This is a genomic window from Thiofilum flexile DSM 14609 (genome assembly GCF_000380185.1).
Lineage (GTDB): Bacteria > Pseudomonadota > Gammaproteobacteria > Thiotrichales > Thiotrichaceae > Thiofilum > Thiofilum flexile.
Genome location: NZ_KB904813.1, coordinates 1 through 22,822 on the forward strand (window position 1 = coordinate 1; position 22,822 = coordinate 22,822).

The 22,822-nt window shown below is 45.8% G+C and carries 21 protein-coding genes and 1 pseudogene; 7 read left to right on the forward strand and 15 right to left on the reverse strand.

Going from position 1 to position 22,822, the window contains the following annotated elements; genetic code table 11:
* Window positions 1-273 (forward strand): annotated as a pseudogene (locus A3IK_RS19790) (hypothetical protein); the annotation flags it as partial.
* A 27-nt stretch (window positions 274-300) separates the two neighbouring features.
* On the opposite strand, the gene A3IK_RS0115990 reads toward A3IK_RS19790, so the two are convergent.
* Both A3IK_RS0115990 and mutY read right to left on the reverse strand, forming a co-directional pair.
* Window positions 301-567 carry an oxidative damage protection protein gene (locus tag A3IK_RS0115990; protein WP_020560977.1) on the reverse strand — a complete coding sequence of 89 codons (267 nt, stop codon included), beginning with the start codon at window positions 565-567 and terminating at the stop codon, window positions 301-303.
* Window positions 564-1,622: an A/G-specific adenine glycosylase gene (gene mutY, locus A3IK_RS0115995; RefSeq protein WP_020560978.1), complete on the reverse strand. Its 1,059-nt coding sequence runs from the start codon at window positions 1,620-1,622 to the stop codon at window positions 564-566. Before mutY ends, A3IK_RS0115990 begins: the two co-directional genes overlap by 4 nt.
* A gap of 303 nt (window positions 1,623-1,925) precedes the next feature.
* Here mutY and A3IK_RS0116000 point away from each other — a divergent pair, with 303 nt between their 5' ends.
* From A3IK_RS0116000 to A3IK_RS0116020, 5 genes are all read left to right on the forward strand, one after another.
* Window positions 1,926-2,786 (forward strand): TIGR02452 family protein, encoded by an 861-nt coding sequence (locus A3IK_RS0116000; protein ID WP_020560979.1) that lies wholly within the window; start codon window positions 1,926-1,928, stop codon window positions 2,784-2,786.
* A complete protein-coding gene (locus tag A3IK_RS0116005) occupies window positions 2,783-3,343 on the forward strand; it encodes a riboflavin biosynthesis intermediates N-glycosidase (RefSeq protein ID WP_020560980.1) in 561 nt (186 codons plus the stop codon). The genes A3IK_RS0116000 and A3IK_RS0116005 overlap by 4 nt, the downstream gene beginning before the upstream one ends.
* Window positions 3,344-3,498: 155 nt before the next feature.
* Window positions 3,499-4,095: a DUF6624 domain-containing protein gene (locus tag A3IK_RS20545; RefSeq protein ID WP_020560981.1), complete on the forward strand. Its 597-nt coding sequence runs from the start codon at window positions 3,499-3,501 to the stop codon at window positions 4,093-4,095.
* Window positions 4,096-4,236: 141 nt separating this feature from the next.
* Window positions 4,237-5,160, forward strand: a complete 924-nt coding sequence (locus A3IK_RS20550) for a tetratricopeptide repeat protein (protein ID WP_020560982.1) — start codon at window positions 4,237-4,239, stop codon at window positions 5,158-5,160.
* A 282-nt stretch (window positions 5,161-5,442) separates the two neighbouring features.
* The gene (locus tag A3IK_RS0116020; protein ID WP_162596679.1) at window positions 5,443-5,730 is read left to right on the forward strand and encodes a DUF1127 domain-containing protein; all 288 of its coding nucleotides are present in this window, start codon (window positions 5,443-5,445) and stop codon (window positions 5,728-5,730) included.
* Window positions 5,731-6,026: 296 nt separating this feature from the next.
* Here the strand turns inward: A3IK_RS0116020 and gcvA are convergent, their stop codons facing one another.
* From gcvA to A3IK_RS0116085, 13 genes are all read right to left on the reverse strand, one after another.
* Entirely contained in the window at window positions 6,027-6,965 is a 939-nt protein-coding gene (gene gcvA / locus A3IK_RS0116025) for a transcriptional regulator GcvA (protein WP_020560984.1), read from the reverse strand.
* Between the two features lie 19 nt (window positions 6,966-6,984).
* Window positions 6,985-7,941: a glucokinase gene (gene glk / locus A3IK_RS0116030; RefSeq protein ID WP_020560985.1), complete on the reverse strand. Its 957-nt coding sequence runs from the start codon at window positions 7,939-7,941 to the stop codon at window positions 6,985-6,987.
* Window positions 7,942-7,953: 12 nt separating this feature from the next.
* Window positions 7,954-8,577, reverse strand: a complete 624-nt coding sequence (gene eda, locus A3IK_RS0116035) for a bifunctional 4-hydroxy-2-oxoglutarate aldolase/2-dehydro-3-deoxy-phosphogluconate aldolase (RefSeq protein ID WP_020560986.1) — start codon at window positions 8,575-8,577, stop codon at window positions 7,954-7,956.
* Complete coding sequence (gene pgi, locus A3IK_RS0116040) at window positions 8,577-10,235, reverse strand: glucose-6-phosphate isomerase (protein ID WP_020560987.1); 1,659 nt, start codon at window positions 10,233-10,235, stop codon at window positions 8,577-8,579. The genes eda and pgi overlap by 1 nt, the downstream gene beginning before the upstream one ends.
* Window positions 10,236-10,244: 9 nt before the next feature.
* A complete protein-coding gene (gene edd, locus A3IK_RS0116045) occupies window positions 10,245-12,062 on the reverse strand; it encodes a phosphogluconate dehydratase (protein WP_020560988.1) in 1,818 nt (605 codons plus the stop codon).
* Window positions 12,063-12,079: 17 nt separating this feature from the next.
* Window positions 12,080-12,748, reverse strand: coding sequence for a 6-phosphogluconolactonase (gene pgl / locus A3IK_RS0116050; protein ID WP_083915760.1), 669 nt, complete (start codon window positions 12,746-12,748; stop codon window positions 12,080-12,082).
* Window positions 12,745-14,211 carry a glucose-6-phosphate dehydrogenase gene (gene zwf, locus A3IK_RS0116055; protein ID WP_020560990.1) on the reverse strand — a complete coding sequence of 489 codons (1,467 nt, stop codon included), beginning with the start codon at window positions 14,209-14,211 and terminating at the stop codon, window positions 12,745-12,747. Before zwf ends, pgl begins: the two co-directional genes overlap by 4 nt.
* Window positions 14,212-14,463: 252 nt before the next feature.
* The gene (locus tag A3IK_RS0116060) at window positions 14,464-15,636 is read right to left on the reverse strand and encodes a carbohydrate porin (protein ID WP_020560991.1); all 1,173 of its coding nucleotides are present in this window, start codon (window positions 15,634-15,636) and stop codon (window positions 14,464-14,466) included.
* Between the two features lie 149 nt (window positions 15,637-15,785).
* On the reverse strand, window positions 15,786-16,721 hold the full coding sequence (locus A3IK_RS0116065) for a carbohydrate kinase family protein (protein WP_020560992.1): 936 nt from the start codon (window positions 16,719-16,721) through the stop codon (window positions 15,786-15,788).
* Between the two features lie 58 nt (window positions 16,722-16,779).
* The gene (locus tag A3IK_RS0116070; protein WP_083915761.1) at window positions 16,780-17,937 is read right to left on the reverse strand and encodes a carbohydrate porin; all 1,158 of its coding nucleotides are present in this window, start codon (window positions 17,935-17,937) and stop codon (window positions 16,780-16,782) included.
* A 283-nt stretch (window positions 17,938-18,220) separates the two neighbouring features.
* Window positions 18,221-19,021: an ATP-binding cassette domain-containing protein gene (locus tag A3IK_RS0116075; protein ID WP_020560994.1), complete on the reverse strand. Its 801-nt coding sequence runs from the start codon at window positions 19,019-19,021 to the stop codon at window positions 18,221-18,223.
* A 2-nt stretch (window positions 19,022-19,023) separates the two neighbouring features.
* Entirely contained in the window at window positions 19,024-20,100 is a 1,077-nt protein-coding gene (locus tag A3IK_RS0116080) for an ABC transporter permease (RefSeq protein WP_020560995.1), read from the reverse strand.
* A gap of 97 nt (window positions 20,101-20,197) precedes the next feature.
* Entirely contained in the window at window positions 20,198-21,220 is a 1,023-nt protein-coding gene (locus tag A3IK_RS0116085) for a sugar ABC transporter substrate-binding protein (RefSeq protein ID WP_020560996.1), read from the reverse strand.
* A gap of 238 nt (window positions 21,221-21,458) precedes the next feature.
* Here A3IK_RS0116085 and A3IK_RS0116090 point away from each other — a divergent pair, with 238 nt between their 5' ends.
* Window positions 21,459-22,715: an ROK family transcriptional regulator gene (locus tag A3IK_RS0116090; protein ID WP_020560997.1), complete on the forward strand. Its 1,257-nt coding sequence runs from the start codon at window positions 21,459-21,461 to the stop codon at window positions 22,713-22,715.
* Window positions 22,716-22,822 lie beyond the last annotated feature (107 nt).

A 22,822-nucleotide genomic window follows, 5' to 3' on the forward strand; every position in this document is an offset into this window, starting at 1 on the left:
CTGGGAGATAAAGCCTACAACGACTACGCTTTTGAGGACTGGTTAGCGGAGGCCAAGATCACCTTATCTCCTTTGAGAAAAAGTAACTCGAAGCGGCCGATTCCGGCCTATGTCACCTATTGGCGACAGCTCAAACGTAAGGTGGTGGAGACCACCGGAAGCTTGCTTGAGCAGCTTATGCCTAAACACATTCATACCGTCACTGCTGACGGATTTCAGATTAAGCTGATGGGCTTTTTGTTAGCGTTGAGCCTAAAATTATTACTCTCATGATTGGACGCAACTTGGGTTATTTAGTATCTAAGCAGGCTTATACCCCTCTACCTGTGACGCACCTTCACCAAAGAAGAATTTTTCCATCTCTTCTTCTAAAAACTTACGATCGCGTGGATTAATCGGGCTTAAACGATATTCGTTTAAGAGCATCGTTTGTTGGCGTAGCCATTTTTGCCACCCTTCTTTCGATACATTTTCAAAAATACGCTGACCTAATGCCCCCGGATAGGTAGGACGCTCTAAACCTTCGGCTTCTTGTTTGAGTAGTACACACTGAACCATGCGTGTCATGGTAGCTCCTTATCTAATTGCTTGAGTACGAATTGGGCAGCACTGCTTAAACCACCCTGAAAATCTTGTGCCTTGTTATACCAGACTGAGTGCGTTGCTTCCATTATCCTCGCAGGTTCTGTTTGTAACTCCAGCACTACCGCGTGCATGGTAAGGTGATAGTGTGAAAAACTATGTTTGAAATCAGGCATTTTAGCTAAAGAATCCTGAGCACCTACGGTATGCGCCCACTCTTTTAAAGCGGCCTGAGTATCAAATTCCGGCCAACTCCATAATCCTCCCCAAATGCCGGTAGGGGGGCGTTTATGTAAGAGCACTTCGCCTTGAGCATTACAAACCACGGCAATCCACAGTGTTTTATGAGGTAGCTCTTTTGCGGGTTTAGGGGCAGGGTAATCTTGTGGGCGTCCGGTTTTGAGTGCTGCACAGTCTTGATGGAGTGGGCAGGTGAGACAGAGCGGCTTGCTACGGGTGCAGAGTGTGGCACCCATATCCATCATCGCTTGGGTATATTCCGCATTATGTTGCTCAGGTACATGCAGTTCGGCATATTCCCAGAGTTTTTTTTGATTGGCAGGTGTACCTGTCCAGCCGTCTAACGCATGGTAACGCGCTAATACCCGTTTAACATTACCATCTAAAATAGGATGTTTTTGCCCCAGACTGAGACTCAAAATAGCCCCCGCAGTTGAGCGTCCAATCCCCGGCAATGCTTGTACTGCCTCTAGTGTGGTGGGAAATTGCCCCTGATATTGATCACGAATGATTTGGGCGGCTTTGTGCAAATTACGCGCACGGGTGTAGTAACCCAAACCCTGCCAATGTTTCAGTACCTGATCATCATGGGCATTGGCTAAGGTGATTACATCAGGAAAGGATTCCATAAAACGTTGATAGTACGGTATTACCGTTGTGACTTGTGTTTGTTGGAGCATAATTTCAGATACCCAAACTCGATAGGGTGTGGGGTTTTGTTGCCACGGTAAGTCTTTGCGTCCATAGATTTGAAACCAAGCCAAAACACGGTCTGATAGAGAGGGGAAAGTTGTGCTCAACGTCCTATATCCTTGACGAGTTGGGGAGTAAGAGAGGGGCTAGTCTAGGGAGATCTACGAGCGAGTGCTATAACAATCTACCCGTAATTCTAGTATAGAGTCCATTATTGTCGTATAACCTCCCAGGGCAATCGCTTGAATCAAGTTATTGATTAAATTGAGATAGTTAAAAAGTCAAAAGTAAATTTTTCATGGAAAATTGCTCTGATTACTATCTCCCATTATGCTTAACTTCTGAAATATCATAGATTTACTTCAAGCGATTGCCCTGTATAACCTCCTAATAAATAAAAAGGAGAAGTTATGAATAATCATCGTATTACAAATCGAGTCATGATAGCCGAGCATACGTTAGCTATTATGGAAAGCGGTTATTATGAGCATCCGCAAAGTGGAACTGTATCTATACAGGCTGACCTCGCTCATTGTGTTGAACATACACACCTATTTACTCCCGAAGAGTTGACTAACCTAGAGCCTAAACTGGGACAGTATGCACAAACGACGCTTGAGGTGGTTAATGAAACGACGCTGGAGGGAGCACTGCGCCTGAGTCAGACAAGTCAATTTAGCCGTATTGGGGTACTGAACTTTGCCTCGGCAAAAAATCCGGGCGGCGGCTTTCTGCGTGGCAGTCAGGCTCAGGAGGAATCTTTGGCGCGTAGTAGTGGATTGTATGCCAGCCTACAGGCGTGTCCCGCTTATTATGATTACCATCGCCACAAAAACAAAAGCTTGCTGTATTCTGATCATATGATTTACTCCCCAGCCTGTCCGGTTTTCAAGCAGGATAATGGTAGTTTACTGGCAGAGCCGTATTTGGTGGATTTCATTACTAGCCCCGCTCCTAATCATGGTGCGCTGATACGTAATGAACCGGAGGCACTGAGTCAGTTAGAGTCAGTATTTGCCCGTCGTACTAACCTGATGCTGAAGCTGGCAGCGTGGCAGGGTTGCGATGCTTTAGTGCTGGGTGCTTGGGGTTGCGGGGTGTTTGCAAATGACCCTGAGTTAGTGGCGCGTCTGTTAGCGACTGAATTGCTAGATGAGGGGGCATTTGCCCATGCCTTTAAACATATCAGTTTCTCCATTCCAGACAACGCCCGTGATCCTGCTAATAACCATGCGTTTCAACAACAGTTTGCTAATAGGATTAAAACATGATCAATAGTAGAGCCGCCCTAATGGAGTATCTAGCTCTGGGCAATAGTGTAAAATATCTACATTTTTGGGGGCACACTCCTAAAGGAAAGGGGGTAGATGCAAGCTGTCTAAGCCAATGGTTTCCGGCTAGTTTTGTGCTGGATAATGTCGTATATCTGACCGCAGAGCACTACATGATGGCTCAAAAGGCGCGTCTATTTGGCAATGAAGACATGCTCGCTGCCATTCTGACGTGCAAGCATCCGGGGGAAGCTAAGAAACTCGGACGCAAGGTGCGGAACTTCAATGCAGATACTTGGAATCAGCACTGCTTTGCCTATGTAGTCGAGGGTAATGTGGCTAAATTTGGACAGAATCCAGCTTTGAAGGCATTTTTGCTTGGAACCGGAGAGCGAGTGCTGGTGGAGGCTAGTCCACATGACTCGATTTGGGGTATCGGTATGGAAGTCAGCCATCCAGATGCGGCGAATCCGAGTAAGTGGCTTGGCAGTAATCTATTAGGTTTTGCTCTAATGGTTGCACGTGAACGGCTGGCTCGTGAATCACTTGGCGAGTAATGAGCAGATTTATCCTAATATCTTCAGCACGCTAAACTGCCTTTCATCTATACAAACTGACCTTTTATCTAACGCCTCGCCATTCATGCCACTAAATTTCCTTGTCTGTCGTACCCTAGCCATCATTAGTAATAATAAAATAAGGATACCTAGCTATGATGAATTCAGAACTGCGCTCTCAGCTCATTGAAATGAAAAAACAAGTCGACCAAGCCTCTTATGAAGGGGAGGCGCTAGAGCCATTAGATCACAATTACACCCCCAAAATGCGCTCCCTACATGGGAATAATGCGCGTCGCCTTAATGATATTGTGGATGAGTATAGTTGGCCTTCGGTGGATCTCGTCGGTGAGGAGGGCACCTATGCGGCTTGGTCTATTGCGCAATATGCGAGTGAATGGCCTGCGCTACAGCGTAAATTCTTAGCTGCCTTAAATGTGGCGGCGGCACGTGGTGAGGCTACTCAGCGTCAATTGGCTTTTTTATTAGATCGAGTACGGTTTAATCAAGGGCAAGAGCAGTTCTATGGCACTTTCTTAGATTGGGATGCTAAGGGGGAACTAAGTGCTGATATTGAGCAGATGGAAACCTTAGATGAGCGACGTAAGGCCGTTGGTTTGCCCGCTTATGAGTTTACCCGTCAGCGTCAGATGGAGGAGGTCGCCAGATTAGGTGGCAAGGCTCCTACTGATTTTAAAGCATATAAACAGGCTCAAGTTCACTGGGCAAAAAAGTTAGGGTGGCGCTCCTAAGTGCTTGGCATTGCATTGCCAGTAGGACTTCACAATAATGTTGGGTTGATAAAGTCGAAGCCGCTAGGTATTGAATCCTAGCGGTGAATCTTCCGGGGCGGCTTTGATTAGGGTTTTAAATTTTTATTGCAAGGGATTGATATGACTCGTCTTTCTTGTTTAGCCACCATTCTGGGGCTTACAACATTATTCTTATCATCAACCGCAGGCGCAAATACGTATGCGAAGGCTAATATCGAGCAACTAAGAGAGTTGGCTGGACGTGGCGATATTATGGCAATGGGTATTTTAGGTGAGCGTTATGATGCGGGTGAGGGAGTAGCTGAAAACGATCAAGAGGCCATTCGTTGGTATACCAAAGCGGCACAGCGTGGGCATGTAAAATCCCAATATAACTTAGCTTTGATGTATGACCAAGGTGAGGGGGTGAGTAAAGATAAGCGCCTTGCTTTGATTTGGTATCGTTTTGCGGGTGATCAAGGGCATAGTGCCGCACAGGTCAATGTGGGTGTTATGTATGATCAAGGTGAGGGGATTGCTGAAGATAATACAGAGGCCGTGAAGTGGTTTAAAAAAGCCGCCGCACAGGGCGATGCAGCAGGACAGTTTAATTTAGGGCTAATGTACTTTAAGGGTGAAGGGGTTGCCAAAGATCAAAATGAAGCCTTGAAATGGTATGCCCGTGCTGCCCAACAAGGTGATAGGGATGCTCAGTCGGCTTTAGCTCAACTGAATAATGCAGGGTTATTGAGGGTGGCTAATACGACTACCGTAGAAAAGAAAACCGAGTCCACTAAAACTAGTACCGCTAAAAAGAGCAATGAAACCCTGTCGTCTGAGTCAAGCAAGCAAGATAAAACTTTAGCCAGCTCTGACAGTAAAACCCGTAAAGCACAGGTATTTGATCCACCATCTAATGTAAGAACTCAACCAGGGGGTAATAAAATCTTATGTACCCTTGAGTCCAAAAAAACGATTCAAGTGAGTGGATCTGGTGAGTGGTTAGTCACTGAAGCCTGTGGTAAGCAGGGTTATATTCATTACAAGCAATTACGCTTTAAATGAGAGACAAAACCTACTTTCTGCAAGCGCTTTGAGGTAGTAATTAAGCCCCGTTTGTCGTACACTACTGTACATCTCAGCAATACTTCATTCGATCTTATTGCAAGCGCTTTGAATAAGTTTTTCTAAGCCGTCAATTTAAAATAAGTCGTTTGATGCATTGCAGTAAAAAGCATAATCTACACACATACAGAAGAACAAAGAAAGCCAAGCCCCAAGACAGCAAGTTGCTAAAAAAGATTAATTCGCTTGGCTGTGTAGAATGAGATGTTAAGAAAAATGAATATGATGAATACAGTTAAGTCACTAGCTCAGTCAACTGTGGTGTATATGAAAAGAGCTGCTGTGCGTCGTAACCTAATGAGTTTTAGCGATGCAATGTTGGATGATATTGGTGTGTCACGCGAGTTATTGGAGCAAGGTGTAAAAGCTTACCCTTGGTTGTTAAAAGAAGACAAAGACTCAACTAGCTTCGGTAGCAACACAGTGATTAGCCAAAACTATCGTGATCAAGTATCCGATACGGCAGTAACTGCTGCTAATGATACAAAAGAGTTCGCGCAAGCGGCTTAAGAATGAATACCTAGTTATAGTATGTAAATACTTTAACTAAAACCGTCTCCTCCTGTTACACGATGAGATCAAGGTGGGAAGACTGCACCTCCTCTAAGGTGGTTAGATACTTCTCTCTTCACGTCACGTAGTTTAACCTACTTTGATTTTGTCGTGTATTTTATTTTAAGTAGCGGGTGAGCTAATTAAGTAATCCCACTATTCAAATAGAGCCGCAAGCACCACAGTGGCTCCATAACTAAAAGCCTACGAGCCACCAACTAAGCGTTGGTGGCTCGATAGCTATTTAAGAAAATCTATTGCTGATTAGCCTTTTCTAAAATCCATTTCCTAAAAGCCACAACATTTTTTTGTCGTGCTCGGCTTTCTAAGCTAATCACATAATAAGCCCGACTCATTAAGGTACTAAGATTAAAAGGAATAATGAGCTTTCCTGATTGTAAGTCAGCGGCGGCTAGTGGTTCCATGGTGAGTAATACACCTTGACCTTCTGCTGCTGCATCGAGAGCTAAGGTGGCTTGGCTAAAGTGTAATCCGCGCTTAGGATCTATGCCCTCAATTTTGAACTCACTCAACCAATCCGACCAGCTTGGTCGACCTTCGTAGCGAGTATCATCATGTAATAGCACATGATGTTTTAAATCTTCGGGAGTTTTCAGCGGATGTTCGCCTTCGAGTAGTTTAGGGCTACACAGTGGTACGGCGCGTTCTTGCTCTTTAAATAGCTTGTCAACACGACATCCGGGATAGCTTCCGCGCCCAAATCGAATGGCAATATCAACATTATTCAAGCGCAGATCATCGGCACTAATCGTCCCTTTTAGGCTAGCTTGATCAATGAGATTAGCATCCGCCGATACTCGCATATCGATGCGCGGATGCTTTTCTAAAAAATCGGGCAAACGCGGCATAAGCCACTTACTAGCAAAAGTAGGGGCTGTCCACACCGTAAGAGCATTACGATCCGAGTCTTGCCGCATTAAGCGCATGGCTTCGGAAAGATTCGAGAGTCCTTCTTGAATGTGAGCTAAGCCCGCCTCACCTGCCTCCGTTAATGCTAAAGCACGAGTAAGACGATGAAAGACGGGTTTACCAATATAATCTTCGAGCAATTTAATCTGTTGGCTCACAGCCGCAGGTGTGACGAACAGCTCCTCAGCAGCTTTACTAATACTCAAATGACGTGCAGCTGCCTCGAATGCACGTAAGGCATTGAGGGGCAAATGTTCAGCCATACCTGCTTCCTTATAATAATTAAGTACGGCTCAAGACCATAGAGCTTAAACCCACAAACGCAGGATGGGGATGGGTAATAACCATGGTCGGAATCGTCTGCATTAAATCGGTATAAATCCCTTTGTCATCAAAATGAGCACGGAAAGACGATTTAGCAAAGGCCTCACCGAGCTTAGGTACAATACCACCGGCGATAAATACCCCGCCTGTTGCAAATAGGGTCAGTGCCATATCACTAGCAACCGTACCTAAGAAGCCACAGAATAAATCAATGGTTTCTAATGCAATGGGGTCTTGTTCTTGTAGGGCGAGGCGAGTAATTTCTGCTGCATTGACGTCAACACGCGGTTGTCCGGCTAAGGTCAATACGGCATTGTATAGGTTCACCATTCCAAACCCAGATAAAACCCGCTCTGCCGAAACAAAGCCTACATCACGGCGTAGTTGAGCCAATACTTCTGATTCACGGTCATTGACAGGCGCTAAGGCAACATGTCCACCTTCACCAGAGATCGGAATAAACTGCTTATTCTCACCATATAATAGCCCAGAAACACCTAGACCCGTACCAGGGCCTAATACCGCAATCGGGCCTTCTTTTGCTTTGCCAGTGCCTATTTTTACATAGTCATTCGCATGTAAGCGGGGAGCGCTTAGGGCTACAGCGGTAAAGTCATTAACAATTTTAAGGCTATCCAAGCCTAATTTACGCTTCACATCCAGTTGTGAAAAGTCCCAATGATTATTCGTTACATCAATGCGATCTTGATTGACAGGTGCTGCCACACAAAACGCTGCGCGACGGGGACGGGTGCCACTAATGCCGGCTTTTTCGTAATAAGTTTGCACGGCTTCAAGAGGGCCTGCAAAGTCACTACATAGTAAATTTTCAATTTTTAACGTTTCGCCATATTCATTGACTATGGCAAAACGTACATTGGTGCCCCCAATGTCGGCAATTACTCCGTTGATCATCGTTGCTTTTCCTTATTTCAAGGCCGCTGCTTGTGCGGCTAATGTTTCAATACCAGCCCAATCGTGGCGAGCCATTAAATCTTTAGGGGCTAACCACGAGCCTCCCACGCATAGAACATTGGGCAACGCGAGGTATTGAGGTGCGGTTTGCAGAGTAATACCTCCAGTTGGACAAAAGCTGGCGGCAGGTAGCGGGCCAAACCATGATTTTAACATGGGTATCCCTCCTGCCGCTTCAGCGGGGAAAAATTTTAAGGTGCTATAGCCTTGCTCTAATAAGAACATGACCTCACTAGCGGTCGCAGCTCCGGGTAGTAATGGCAGACCCTCGTCTTGAGCCGCTTTGACTAAGGCTTCTGTAATCCCCGGAGAGACACCGAATTTCGCCCCCGCTGCTTTCGCTGCTTTCACATCTTTAGGGGTTAGTAAAGTACCTGCACCGACCACACCACCTTCTACTTCACTCATGGCGCGAATCGCATCGAGTGCACAAGGGGTGCGTAAGGTAATTTCTAGGGCTGGCAGGCCACCTTTGACTAAAGCTTGAGCCAAGGGCTGAGCATCGCTTAATTGCTCGACTACAATGACGGGAATGACGGGAGCTAGTTTACAAATATCGAGTGTACTTAAAGCCATTATAGTGTCTCCTCTTGGCGTAATTGGTGAATATGCTCAATCAGACCCCGTGTTGAACTATCAAGTGAGTCTGGAATAGGAGCACCGGCTACAATGGGTTGTAAGGCTGTCGCTAGTTTTTTACCTAGCTCAACACCCCATTGATCGTAAGAATTGATATTCCAAATAATACCCTGCACAAATACCTTATGCTCAAACAGCGCCACTAGCATACCTAAGGTATAAGGGTCTAAGGTTTTATACACTAACATGGTAGAGGGGCGATCACCCTTAAAGGTACGGTGCGCCACTAGCTCCTCAATAGCCTCTGGTTTAGCGCCACTGTCTTGCATTTCAGCGCGTACTTCATCTGCGGTACGTCCAAAGGCTAAAGCATTAGCTTGAGCAAGAGCATTAGTCATTAAAACGGTCTGATGCTGATAAAGTCCGGGTATAGGCTTGGCGTGATGATCATTCGCAGCGAGCAAAAAGTCTACTGGAATAACGTCAGTGCCTTGGTGAATCAGTTGGAAGAATGAATGTTGAGAGTTAGTTCCGGGTTCACCCCAGACAATAGGGCCGGTTGTGGTACTCACCGCTGTGCCATCTCGTGTTACTGATTTCCCATTGGACTCCATGTCTAGCTGTTGCACATAGGCAGGAAAACGGGCGAGACGTTGGTCATAGGGCATTAACCCCACGGTGGGATAGTTCAAACCATTACGCCGCCAGACACCAATTGAAGCTAAGAGTACGGGTAAGTTTTGGGCGAGAGGAGCCGTACGGAAATGCTCATCCATCGCTTTGGCACCATCCAGCAGGGCCTGAAAGTTTTTCGCCCCGACGGCTATAGCAATCGACAAACCTACCGATGACCATAGTGAATAACGTCCACCCACCCAATCCCAAAAGCCAAATACACGACTATCATCAATCCCAAATTGGCGCGTGCGCTCTAGATTGGTCGAAACGGCTACTAAGTGTTTACCACTGTTTTCCTCGCCAATACCCACTTTTAGCCACGCCAAAGCGGTAGCAAAATTTAGCATAGTCTCGGCAGTGGTGAAGGTTTTGGAGGCAATAATCAACAGCGTGGTTTGAGGATTTAGTTTGGCTAAGGTGTCGGCAATATGTGCGCCATCCACATTAGACACAAAATGCGTGCGAGGGCCATCGTGATAGGGGGCGAGGGCTTGAGTGACCATTACAGCCCCTAAGTCTGAGCCACCAATCCCAATATTCACCACATCAGTAAAGGCTTGCCCATTTGAAGCAAGGTATTCACCTTTACGCACTTGCTCAGCAAAGGCTAGGAAGCGCTCTTTGACTTCAGCAACCTCGGCATTCACATCTTGACCATCAATGATCAAATTGGCATTAGCGCCACCCCGTAAGGCGGTATGCAGGACTGCTCGATGTTCAGTGCTATTAATTTTTGCCCCACTGAGCATTTGGTCGCGCCAATGTTCAACTTTGGCAGCTTTAGCCAGAGCTAATAAAGCGTTTAATGCCGCTTGATCAATCTTTTCCTTAGAAAAATCAAGCAATAAATCGTGAAAATGAGCGGAGTACTTCGCAAAACGGTTAGGATCTTGTGCAAATAGTTCGCGCAAGTGTACTGGTTTTAAGCGTTTTGCTTGTTGTTGGACTTCAGCCCATTGAGAAGCTAACTCTGTCATGGTGGTAATCTACACTAAATTATCATTAAACAGGACGCTAGCCCCTTGAGAGGCAGGGCTAACGGCGGCTCTAAATACACCAAATAACTCACGTCCTAAACCACTTTCATGCAGGTGATTAGGGAGAGTCGCGGGTGTACGTGTGCTTAGATCGACGCCTAGTACCTCTAAGGTTCCCGCATTTGCATCCAGACGAATCATATCGCCATCTTGGATACAAGCGATCATGCCACGATCTAAGGCCTCAGGGCTGACATGAATAGCGGCTGGGACTTTTCCACTAGCCCCCGACATACGCCCATCCGTGACTAGGGCGACTTGATAACCACGCTCTTGAATCAGGCCAAGGATCGGGGTGAGACCGTGTAACTCCGGCATGCCGTCGGCTTTGGCTCCTTGAAAGCGCACCACACACACGACATCACAGTCTAACTCGCCTGCATCAAAAGCGGCTTTAACCTCTTCTTGCTCAGAGAATACCCGCGCCGGTGCTTGGATAATATGGCGTTCTGGTTTCACCGCTGATACTTTAATCACGGCCTCGCCTATATTGCCCTGTAGACGTTGTAAACCACCAGTGGCTTGGAAAGGCTCGGTAATAGGACGTACAACATTGGCATCAAGGCTGGTTGCTGTACCTTCACGCCATACTAGCTCTAAATTATCGTCTAAGAAGGCTTCTTGGGTGTAATGATGTAAACCTTGTCCTACAATAGTCTGCACATCATCGTGTAATAAGCCGCCCTGTAAGAGTTCGCGCACCATGAATTGTAATCCACCCGCTGCGTGGAAATGATTCACATCAGCAGCACCATTTGGATACACACGGGCTAATAAAGGGGTGATCTTCGATAAATCAGAAAAATCTTCGAGGGTAATAATAATCCCTGCAGCACGTGCCATAGCGACTAAATGCAATAATAGATTAGTCGATCCACCCGTTGCATTTAAGCCTACCATGCCATTCACAAACGCTTTGGCATCTAAAATATCAGCAGTAGTAACACCGGAGTTCGATAGTTTAACGGCTTGAGCTGCCCCTGCTTTAGTGAGGGCATCGCGTAGAGGAGTATTCGGATTAACAAAGCTAGAGCCGGGGAGTTGCAGCCCCATAAACTCCATCAGCATTTGATTGGTATTGGCAGTGCCGTAGAAGGTGCAAGTACCGGCTGCGTGATAAGAGCGCATTTCTGAGGTCAATAGCTCATCGCGCCCACATTTCCCAGCGGCATATTGTTGGCGTACTTTGGCTTTTTCATCATTAGAAATACCCGACACCATAGGGCCTGCGGGTAGGAATACGGCGGGTAAGTGACCAAAAGTAGCGGCTGCTATGACTAAGCCGGGTACAATTTTGTCGCAAACCCCTAAGAAAATGGCTGCATCAAAGACATTATGCGAGAGCGCTACCGCTGCCGACATCGCAATCACATCACGCGAAAATAGTGATAGCTCCATGCCGGGCTGGCCTTGCGTGACTCCATCGCACATGGCGGGTACACCACCGGCGACTTGAGCACTTGCCCCCATAGAGCGCACGGTTTGTTTGATCAGTTGTGGATAGGTTTCAAAGGGCTGATGGGCTGACAGCATATCGTTGTAGGCCGTCACAATACCAATATTGCGGGTTTCTACTTTGACTTGTAGGCGTTTGTCAAAGTCTGAACTGGCTGCGACCGCGTGGGCGAGATTGCCACAGGCCATAGAACGCCGCCCACCATTTTGGCGGTTGCGTTGCATGACTTCAAGATAATGAGCCCGTGTGGGACCACTACGCTCAATAATGCGCGTAGTTACGGCCTGTAACGTAGAATGTAGTTGAGTCATAAGACCTCCTGCTAGCTTTAGGGTGCATAATGCACCGTCACGGCCTGTTGTAATACTACACGCACTGGCATTGCGGTTATCTCAGAGAGATCCGCTAAGGCTTGTTGTAGTACTACCTTTTTTTCAGCGCCCGTGATCAGAATATGCAAGTGTTGTGCCGAGCTTAATAGACTCCACGTCAAGCTAATGCGCGGTTCCGGCACATTAGGGGCATGGATAATACTACTTAAGGCAGAGTTATCGGGGTCTAGTGCAGCTATTAACTCATCTGCATGCGGAAATAATGAGGCTGTATGCCCATCGGTTCCCATACCTAACACCACCACGGTCAGGGGTTTGATCGCAGCCAGTACTGCGTCACTCACCAAATGACCATCGGTATAAAGCGGAATAAAGGTAGCAGCACTTGCCCGATTCTGTAATAAGCTATTTTTAAGCAGTCGAGCATTAGAGCGCTCGTGATTTTCATCCACTAAACGCTCGTCTGTTAAGGTAACATGAATATTATTCCAAGCCAAAGGAACCGAGTTAAGTTGCTCAAAGAAAGGCGCAGGTGTCGTGCCACCAGGTACAGCTAAATTGGCATAGCCTGAGGCGCTAAGACTCGTAGTTAGCTCTTGAGCAATGGTTTGTGCTAGAGAGCGAAACAGCGTAGGGCGGTCTGAGTATTCGATAAAATTCATCATACCACCATCTCGCGCCAGCGCCGTCCGTCACGTGCCATTAGTTCTAGAGCTGCAATCGGGCCTTCACTACCAGATTCGTAAGTGCTCGGTGCTATATTGGAATCTTCCCAAGCATTTAAAATTGGATCGATCCAACGCCATGCAGCTTCCACTTCATCGCCGCGCATAAATAGTGTCTGATCACCGCGCACTACATCCATTAAGAGACGCTCATAAGCATCGGGCATCCGCCAGTCAGGGCCTAACCCTTCTGCATAAGTCATGTCTAATGTTGTGGTGCGTAAACGGAAACCACCAGGCCCTGGGTCTTTGGTCATAATATTTAATTGTAGACCTTCATCCGGTTGCAGACGAATAATGAGCTTATTGCATTGCAAGGGGGTATTAGGGAAGACGCTATGGGCTGGCTCTTTAAAGGTAACGACGATTTCTGTTAAACGGCTGCGTAAACGTTTGCCGGTGCGTAAGTAAAAAGGTACACCCGCCCAACGCCAGTTATCAATCTCTGCTTTAATCGCTACATAAGTTTCAGTATGGCTATCAGGATTGCCAGCCTCTTCGACATAGCTAGGATCTTCGCCACGTGCTAGATATTGAGCACGCACAGTATTACGTTGCACTTCTTGGCCTTTTATGGGGCGTAAAGAGCGCAATACTTTCAGCTTCTCATCCCGTACTGCATCCGCATTAAAGGCATAGGGTGCTTCCATCGCCATTAAGCATAATAATTGGATGAGGTGATTTTGTACCATATCGCGCATAGCGCCAGAGGTATCGTAATAGCCACCGCGAGTACCTACGCCAATGGTTTCAGCGGCAGTAATTTGCACATGATCTACTGCACTAGCATTCCACAGTGGCTCAAACAGGGCATTAGCAAAGCGTAAAGCCATGAGGTTTTGTACGGTTTCTTTGCCGAGATAGTGGTCGATACGGTAAATGCGTTGTTCGTTAAAGGCGGTTGTAATTTCGTGATTAAGTTTTTGAGCACTTGCTAAGTCATGACCTAATGGTTTTTCAACAACCAGACGATCATTAGGGCCATTTAAGCCAACATGCGCCAGCCCTTGAGCTATAGTACCAAATAGAGATGGGCCTACTGATAGGTAATACATCCGAATGCGATCTGGGTATTCATTGAGCAAATCACGTAATCCATCCCAACCATCGGGTTTAGTCACATCATTGTGTAGGTGGTGGAGGCGGTTGAGAAAGCGCTCAACAATTTCAGGTTTCAGTTCCGCAGCAGGGATGAATTTATTAAGCGCATTGAGGGCGAATTCACGAAATTGTTCTTGATTATAGTCCAGACGTGATAAGCCAATAATGCGAGCTTGTTCTGGCATTTGTCCGCTGGCATCACGACGAAACAGCGCGGGGAGCAGTTTACGTTGAGATAAATCACCAGTTGATCCGAAGATCACCATATCAAACGGGAGAACGGGTATAACTTTACTAGTCATGGAGGGTTATTGTCCTATTTAGTGGTGGTAAGCGCATAATAGACTTTAACAGAAAGATTTAGAAATAGAATTTAAGGGGGTAGCAAGCTGATAGTGTCAAAAATAAAGCAGATACGCAAAGATCATTAATAAGGCAGAAATCTTATTCTGATAGTCTTAGGTTTGAATTGAAAGAGCGAAAAGGGACGGGGCAGAACAAAGCCACCCCGCCTCATCACGAAAAACTAGTTGTGATGAATGAACGTTGTTTGATTAGAAATCGTAGTTAAAGCGAACACGAGCAGAGGTATCTTTTGCTGTTGTGCCATCATTGTATTTTGCTTTAGCGGTACTCGCTGCAAAAGTAACGTGTGCATTTTTAGTGCCCATTAAAGGTACTTTATAAGCGGCATAGAGCATATCTTCTTTACCACCAAAATTACCACCAACCTCACTACCACCACCAGCTATAGATCTTCTATCAGCACTATTGTCATTACCACCATCACGGTTTTGCTTGTCATGTACATAACCTGCACCAAAACGACCGCGAGTCATATTGACACCATAAGAAGTTCTTTTTTCATCTTCGTAGGCAACACCTGCTGCAGTAGTACCAGAGTGTCTGCCTTGGGCAATGTTAAAGTTAGCATCAAAACTACGAGGTGTATCTTTGAACATTGTTGTACCAGCAGTAATACCAAAACCCTTAGTTTCGAGCAATTGCTCGCCAGTAGCAGCACAAGTGCCGCTAGCATTACTGTCTTGCTTACATTTACCATAGTCATAACCTGCCGCGACACGGAAGCGACCGGCGTCAAACTTCACTACAGGACGAATACCAGTAGCCTTTACACCGTTCTTTTCACCATAAGAACCACCCAGTTCAACTTGGGTTTTGCCAATATTAAAGTGTGCGGCACCTTGTACTGGATGGCCATCAGCATAGACAACAGGGACAACAGTCTTAGAGCCATCAGTCTTTGTATATGTGGTATCAACACCTGTATCACGACCACGCATAATATTAGCACTGTAGCCGAATTTACCATCTGCTTTATTAGCAACGGTGTCTCTACCTAGTGGGAATAGGTCAATACCTTCAAAACGGCCTAATTGAATATCCCACGCTTTTTTACCAAATTTAATATAGGTATCATCTGTGGCATTGTTTCTACCATTAGAAAAGCCAAATAATGGCTGGACTACTGCTTCAACGAAGGAGCCATTATCCTGATTGATACGAGCTTTAGCATTTAATTTAATGCGTCCGCCTTCAGTAAAAGACTTAGTTGAGCTAGAAGCACCTTTTGCGGTAGTTTTTTGGTGAGTGATATCATATTCAGCATCACCATCAATGTTAAAAGTTTTTTCAGCAGCCACTGCGCCCATGCTCATAATGGTTGCGATAACAGCGACTAAGCTCACTTTCCAGTTCGTTTTCATGGGTTAAACCCTCGTGTTTAATAAAGCGATATAATGGATAAATGATAACCAAAAACAAATAGTTAAGTTTAAAAGTTATCAGAAATGGCTAACAAATAAAAGCGCTTTGGTTCAGCAGTAAAACATTAATCAACCATTATTCTTTTCTGCTATGCCGTAACTTCCTCTAAAAAGGGTAAATTAGCACCCCGTCTGGAGCAGGTAATGGCAGCTGCTTTAACCGCAAACTGACAGATTTCAATTAAATCTTGTTCAGTTAGTGTTGCTAAGCGTTGAATAGCAAACGCTTGTTTTTGCTTCAGGCCATATAAAGTGGCAGCTTGAAGCGTATCGCCGGCTCCTACGGTATCGACGACGGTGATTTTTGGGGCTGTAACCTCAACTGTAGCAGAGTGATTAAATGCCCAAACACCTTTAGAGCCACGAGTAATAATGACTAAAGAGGTTCCCTGTGCTAACCATTCTTGCGCTTTTTGTTGTGGATCAGCATGGGGATATAATAAATCGAAGTCCTCATCACTGATTTTGATGAGGTTAGCACAAGCTGCAAACTGCGCAAAACGGCTCCGCCAAACTGACATATCGGGTTCTACCGTCGGGCGAATATTAGGGTCATAGCTAATAAAACACTGCCCTTTAGCCCGTTGTGCTAGTGCTAAATAAGCATCAGCAGTAGGGGTGGTCACAGTAGTATAAGAGCCAAAATGCAGCGCCTCGACAGGGGCAAGATCAATTTCAGTATCGTGTGGCGTCAGTATCCGATCAGCAGCACCATTACCATAAAAGGCATACTGTGGCACGCCATCAGCACCATGCTCAATAAAGCCAAGCGTAGTAGGAGCAGATTTATGGATAAGGTGTCGAGTATCGACTTTTTCTTGTTCTAATACCGTTTGCAGGCGTTGACCCAAGAAATCATTCGATAAACCAGTGAGTAAGGCAACTGAGGTTTTTAGACGGGCAAGGCCAATCGCCACATTAAAGGGCGATCCGCCAGCCACAGCTAAGAGAGGAAAAGTAGTGAGCGTTTCTGAGTGATGCTCCTTAAAAACATCAAATAAAGCTTCACCGCAAATAACGATCATCTTAAATCTACCTCTTAACTAGCTGTGGTTTGTATTGAACTAATGATTCTAATGAAAATTAGAAGTCATAGTCAAAACGAGCTTTTAACAAATTGGCTTTAATTTGGTCGCCACTATCGTATTTAGCTTTAGATGTATCTGCAGAAAACGTTACAGATGCATCTTTAGTACCCATTAAAGGTACAGTGTAAGCAGCATAGAAGGTATCTTGTTTACCAATATTGTTGGTTTTGTCATGCATATAACCTGCACCAAAACGACCTCTTGAACCATTCAGGCCATAAGAAGTCATTTTGTTGCCACTATCAGTACTAGAGGCACCTAATGCTGTTACACTAGTAGTTTTTACTTTACCTTGAGCAATATTAAAATTGGCCTTAACTGTACCAACAGTGGTTCCTGCTGTAATACCAAAGCCTTGTGTTTTTGTTTTAGTAGTTCCGGCAGTAGCACTTGCTACGGTATAGTCTTTTTGTAATAGATCGTAACCAGCAGCAATACGGAAACGACCGGTATCAAATTTTACGACAGGACGTAATAGGGTGGTTTTATTGACAGTACCTACGTTATCAGTATAGCTGCTTTCGCCATACCCACCCATTAGTTCGACTTTGGTTTTACCAATATTGAAATGTGCAGCACCTTGTACTGGCGTACCATCTGTTCTGGCACCACCTGTATTGCCATCACGACCACGAGCAAAGTCAGCCATATAGCCTAAACCACCAGCACGGTAGGTGGCTGAGGCTGGACTGGTAATGTTGCTAGCACGGGTAGGTGCGTCATCGAAGGTATCGCGACCCATTTGTGAACCAGTGGGGAATAGATCAATACCTCTAAAGCGGCCTAATTGAATATCCCAAGCTTTTTTACCAAACTTGATGTATTGGTCGCCTTGGTTTTGGCCAGTTTGAGTGCCGGTGTTAAATCTAAAGCGCGGAGCTGCAACAGCCTCAACGAAAGAACCATTAGCATTGTCAATATGGTATTTAGCTTTTAATTGAATATAACCGCCCTCAGCAGTATTTTTCACAGAAGTATCACCAGCACCAGTATCACCATCTTTGAAGGTGGCTTTACCAGAATTAATATCGTACTGAGCAGACCCACCAATAACAAATGGAAGTGGGTCGGCGTCGGCAGCCGTTGCACCGAAACTTACTAAAAATGCAGTTAAACCAGCAACAACGCTCATTCTTAAACTAGTTTTCATCATATGTACCTTTTACTACTAACATAAGTGTGCCTATTCCGTCGAAGCACACGAATAAATGGAAATGAGAGTTCACAAGGGGTAGCAGAAAAGTCACGGACACCTTGCGACTTCATAGGGAGTAGTCTATTTTTTAAACTACTACCCAAAATGGCTTCCTAAACGTATTTATACCACTTTATAGCACATTAGCAACAGTCTATTGCATTTAAGCAACAAAAGCACTACTTATGATAAAATTCCGACTAAATGTCTCTTTTTGGACACATGACAAAACTAACTAAACCTATGCCACATAGGCTCCAGCGGGGTGATCATTAGGATCTAGTGCTCCGGTCATGATCGCTACACCCTCGGCCATCGTGTGGGTTTTAGGGCTAATAATGGCAATACGTTTGCCTAAACGATGCACATGTATCCTATCTGCCACTTCCCATACATGCGGCATATTGTGGCTAATGAGCACAATAGGCATCCCTCTAGAGCGCACATCCTTAATCAATTCTAAAACCCGCCGGGATTCTTTTACCCCTAAAGCAGCGGTCGGCTCATCCATAATAATCACCCGACTACCAAAGGCGGCAGCGCGTGCCACAGCTACCCCCTGACGTTGCCCGCCGGATAGGGTTTCGACGGGTTGATTCAAGGTTTGAATCGTCAACAGTCCGAGTTCGGATAATTTGGCACGTGCGTCTTCTTGCATCGACTTACGATCTAACATACGCAAGTACTTACCTAGAAAACCCGGTTTCAGCCGTTCACGCCCTAAAAACATATTATCGACAATATCTAGGGAAGGAGACACCGCGAGATTTTGATACACCGTCTCAATTCCTGCGAGTCGAGCCTCCATCGGATTAGTAAACTTTTGTGGTTTACCATCTAGATAAATCTCACCCGCATCGGGTGTAATAGCACCTGAAAGCGCTTTGATCAAGGATGATTTCCCAGCACCATTATCACCAATGACAGCGAGTACCTCAGCAGGGTATAAGTCAAAGTCGGAGTGATCCAGTGCGGTGACACGACCATAGCGTTTGACCAAACCAGAGGCTTTTAAAATCGGGGTACGAGTTGCTTCAGTCATGACTACACCTTCCGAATCCATTGATCTAATGCCACGGCCACAATAATCAGCACCCCAATAGAAAACTCTTGCCAGAGTACATCTACACCCGCGAGTGCGAGACCATTACGAAATACGCCTACCACCAGTGCGCCAATGAGCGTACCAAAAATAGCACCGCGCCCACCAAATAGACTAGTGCCACCAATCACCACTGCTGTAATGCTATCAAGATTAGCATTCACTCCCGCCTGTGGACTCACCGAGCCAATACGACCGATTAAAGCCCACGCCGCTAATGCCGCGATAATACCCGCCACAATATATACGGAGAGCAAGACATGTTTAGTTTGAATACCGGCTAATTGCGCGGCTTGTGGATCATCACCTGTGGCATAGACATGTTTTCCCCAAGCGGTTTGATTGAGGGCATACCATAAACCAGTAAAGAGCAAAATCAGCATAATCGAGCCGACTGTAATTCGCGCACCCCATAGATCAAACGTTACCCCTGTCCATTGTAAGAGGGAGGCATTAGCGCTGATATCTTGGGAGCGAATGGTTTCACTTTCGGAGTACCATAAGGTCAGGGCAAAGAAAATGCTCCACGTACCTAAGGTGACAATAAATGGCGGGAGGCGAAAACGAGTAATCAATAAGCCATTAATACCCCCACAAATTGCCCCCGTAATCAGGCCAATCATTAAGGCAAAGATGGAGGGAACCCCATATTCAATAGCAAAGCGCCCCATCACGACCGAGGACAACACCATAATCGCCCCCACCGAGAGATCAATCCCAGCAGTTAGAATGACTAGGGTTTGGGCGGCACCTAACATGCCCACAATAACAACTTGTTGCAGAATCAGGGAGAGGTTAAAGGCTGATAAAAAGCGACTGCCTACTATTAAATAGAAAATCGTAATGGCTAGCAGTAAAACAGCAGCCGGTGCCGCCGTCGGGTAGTTATGCATAAAACGTTGGGCACGTTCTAAAAACGTCAAACGTTCAGGTTCAAATGAAGCCACCGTGCCACTAGCAGCGGCAGCGACTTTTTCAAATTCAGCAGTAGGGGATCCACTAGACTGAGAGGTGGACATGGCTTTCCTCCTTAATGCGGGAGCTAATTAGAATGAGAAGAGTCACTCGATACAAGGCTGAGAGCTAGCCTTGTATCTTGGTTAATGATTTAGTGAATCAGCCCCAGCACTTTTTAGCGCCTTCTTCAGCATTGATAGAGTTCAGGCCATCCACAGGCTTATCCGTAATTAACTCCACACCCGTATCAAAGAAACTTAAGCCCTCTGTAGTGGTTGGTTTAGTGCCATCTTTCGCAAAGGCCGCTATGGCTTCAACCCCTTTTGATGCCATTAAGAGCGGAAATTGCATTGAGGTAGCCCCAATCACGCCCGCTTTAACATTAGCCACACCCGGACAACCACCATCAATAGAGACGATGAGTACATCTTTTTCTTTGCCGAGAGCTTTTAAGCCTTCATAAGCACCCGCTGCGGCGGGTTCATTAATGGTGTAAACCACATTGATACTCGGATCTTTTTGCAGCAAGTTTTCAATCGCACGCCGTCCACCTTCTTCAGAGCCATCGGTGACATCACTACCTACAATGCGCTTATCGTCCTCATCGCCCATGCGCTTAGGATCTTTGAGATCAATCCCAAAGCCTTTTAAAAAGCCTTGATTCCGTGCCACATCGACACTGATTTGGCTGGTGCTTAAGTCGAGTAGGGCAATTTTGGCATCAGCAGCCTTATCGCCTAAGGTTTTAGCCGCCCACTGACCAATGAGTTCACCTGCTTTAAAGTTATCGGTGGCAAAAGTAATATCAGCCGCATCAGCAGGTTCTAATTCGGTATCTAGGGCAATGATTAGCAAACCAGCTTCACGTGCTTTTTCAATGGCAGGCACAATAGCTTTAGAGTCGCTCGGTGTAATCAGAATACCCTTAGCGCCTGCAGAAATGAGGTTTTCAACAGCTTGTACTTGAGTGTCATTATCACCGTCTTTTTTACCTGCGAAGCTGCGTAACTCCATACCGAGTTCTTTCGCTTTGGCTTCAGCACCTTCTTTCATTTTAACGAAGAAGGGGTTGGTATTGGTTTTAGTGATTAGACCGACAATAACAGGGTCTGCTGCTTGAGAGGCGAGGGGTAGCATAAAACAAGTAGCCAAGGCTAAAGCCAGCGTAGTTTTCTTAAACATCTTAAATCTCCTCCAGAGATGTTTTGAGTCAAGTTGTAGCGGTAAGCACAGGAGCTAGTTCAAGGAATTAGCCCAACTGTATAGTAAACAAGGTTAATCAGCCGATACAAGCTTGTCAATAACTAAATCAATTTGATTTAGTTAAATGGTAAGCCTATGCTGGAACCCTATTTGGATGGGATTAAAGCTCTAAGGTGCAGTACAAAGTGTGAGCAGTGCTTAGGGTGTTAGGAGGACTATGAGCAAACAAATTAAAAACCGCGATCAAGGCTGCAATTTAATTGGAGTAGGGCAATACAATGAACGCTTAGTCTTACAACTCATCCGCCGCACGGGTAGCTTGCCTAAAGCAGAAATCGCCCGCCGTACCGCTTTAAGTGCTCAAACCGTGAGCGTCATTATTCGCCGTCTAATGAATGAGGGATTACTCAGCGAGCAAGAGCGTCAGCGTGAAAAAGGTAAACTCGGTCAACCCGTGATTCCTATTACTCTCAACCCAGAGGGGGCGTATTCTATTGGGATTAAAATCGGGCGACGCAGTCTTGATACCATCCTGATTGATTTCACGGGGGCGATTCTAAAACGTTTATCTCTCCCTTATCTCTATCCCGATCCTAGTGTAATTTTTCCACAAATTAATCAAGATATTCAGGCTCTCATGCGTTTTCTAAAGCCTGAACAACGTACTCGCTTGCTTGGTATTGGGGTTGCAGCCCCCTATAATTTAGGCGGTTGGCAAAGTGAGGCACATATTCCGCCTGAGATCACTCAGCAATGGCATGACATCGATATTAAAGAACGTATTCAGACTAAACAAACCTTGCCAGTATGGTCTGTTAATGATGCGACTGCCGCTTGTATTACTTCCTTAGAGTGTCGAGGAGGTGCGCCCTTTAATAATTATTTATATATTTTCTTAGGTACTTTCGTGGGCGGTGGGGTGGTACTGAATCGCTCTTTATTTTTAGGTTCCCATAATAATTCAGGGGCTATTGGTTCCATGCCCCTACCGACAGGACTATTCAAAACCCCATCCACTGCGCCTGCGCAATTGATTAACTGTGCCTCACTGTATTTATTAGATGAGGCCTTGCAAGCGCAGGGGCAAAACCCTGAGAATGTATTTCAGCAATTAGCGGAATTACCCGCAGCAAAAATACCCCCTGAACTCTATCACATCTTTCAACAATGGTTAGATCAAGCGGCTATGTGCTTGGCGTATACCATCGCCTCAGCGGTGAGTGTCATAGATTTTGAGGGTGTGGTAATCGATGGTTTATTACCTGCCCCATTGATTGAGCAGGTAAAGACTAAAGTGGAACAGGCGCTTAAACAAATCGATAGTGAAGGGCTTGCACAACCCCATATTATTGCGGGTGTTATCGGTGCCGAGGCGCGAGCATTAGGCGGGGCATTAGTACCTTTTTATGTCAATTTTGCCCCCGATCGAGAAGTGCTGTTACGCACCGAACGTGAAACCATTTCACTCGCTTAAACTTAAAAAAACAACATAACTATCCAGCTAGTAAGTAGGTATACCAAAGTAATCGGGTATTTCTGGAGCAGTCTTGGCGGCAGGGATGCCGCCTTGTAGCGTACACG

What these genes read in the sequence shown, in the direction of transcription:
- A3IK_RS0115990 (WP_020560977.1), bottom strand. Translation starts at nt 567, where the DNA reads ATGACACGCATGGTTCAGTGTGTACTACTCAAACAAGAAGCCGAAGGT.
- A3IK_RS0116000 (WP_020560979.1), top strand. Translation starts at nt 1,926, where the DNA reads ATGAATAATCATCGTATTACAAATCGAGTCATGATAGCCGAGCATACG.
- A3IK_RS0116005 (WP_020560980.1), top strand. Translation starts at nt 2,783, where the DNA reads ATGATCAATAGTAGAGCCGCCCTAATGGAGTATCTAGCTCTGGGCAAT.
- A3IK_RS20545 (WP_020560981.1), top strand. Translation starts at nt 3,499, where the DNA reads ATGATGAATTCAGAACTGCGCTCTCAGCTCATTGAAATGAAAAAACAA.
- A3IK_RS20550 (WP_020560982.1), top strand. Translation starts at nt 4,237, where the DNA reads ATGACTCGTCTTTCTTGTTTAGCCACCATTCTGGGGCTTACAACATTA.
- A3IK_RS0116020 (WP_162596679.1), top strand. Translation starts at nt 5,443, where the DNA reads ATGATGAATACAGTTAAGTCACTAGCTCAGTCAACTGTGGTGTATATG.
- gcvA (WP_020560984.1), bottom strand. Translation starts at nt 6,965, where the DNA reads ATGGCTGAACATTTGCCCCTCAATGCCTTACGTGCATTCGAGGCAGCT.
- glk (WP_020560985.1), bottom strand. Translation starts at nt 7,941, where the DNA reads ATGATCAACGGAGTAATTGCCGACATTGGGGGCACCAATGTACGTTTT.
- eda (WP_020560986.1), bottom strand. Translation starts at nt 8,577, where the DNA reads ATGGCTTTAAGTACACTCGATATTTGTAAACTAGCTCCCGTCATTCCC.
- pgi (WP_020560987.1), bottom strand. Translation starts at nt 10,235, where the DNA reads ATGACAGAGTTAGCTTCTCAATGGGCTGAAGTCCAACAACAAGCAAAA.
- edd (WP_020560988.1), bottom strand. Translation starts at nt 12,062, where the DNA reads ATGACTCAACTACATTCTACGTTACAGGCCGTAACTACGCGCATTATT.
- pgl (WP_083915760.1), bottom strand. Translation starts at nt 12,748, where the DNA reads ATGATGAATTTTATCGAATACTCAGACCGCCCTACGCTGTTTCGCTCT.
- zwf (WP_020560990.1), bottom strand. Translation starts at nt 14,211, where the DNA reads ATGACTAGTAAAGTTATACCCGTTCTCCCGTTTGATATGGTGATCTTC.
- A3IK_RS0116060 (WP_020560991.1), bottom strand. Translation starts at nt 15,636, where the DNA reads ATGAAAACGAACTGGAAAGTGAGCTTAGTCGCTGTTATCGCAACCATT.
- A3IK_RS0116065 (WP_020560992.1), bottom strand. Translation starts at nt 16,721, where the DNA reads ATGATCGTTATTTGCGGTGAAGCTTTATTTGATGTTTTTAAGGAGCAT.
- A3IK_RS0116070 (WP_083915761.1), bottom strand. Translation starts at nt 17,937, where the DNA reads ATGATGAAAACTAGTTTAAGAATGAGCGTTGTTGCTGGTTTAACTGCA.
- A3IK_RS0116075 (WP_020560994.1), bottom strand. Translation starts at nt 19,021, where the DNA reads ATGACTGAAGCAACTCGTACCCCGATTTTAAAAGCCTCTGGTTTGGTC.
- A3IK_RS0116080 (WP_020560995.1), bottom strand. Translation starts at nt 20,100, where the DNA reads ATGTCCACCTCTCAGTCTAGTGGATCCCCTACTGCTGAATTTGAAAAA.
- A3IK_RS0116085 (WP_020560996.1), bottom strand. Translation starts at nt 21,220, where the DNA reads ATGTTTAAGAAAACTACGCTGGCTTTAGCCTTGGCTACTTGTTTTATG.
- A3IK_RS0116090 (WP_020560997.1), top strand. Translation starts at nt 21,459, where the DNA reads ATGAGCAAACAAATTAAAAACCGCGATCAAGGCTGCAATTTAATTGGA.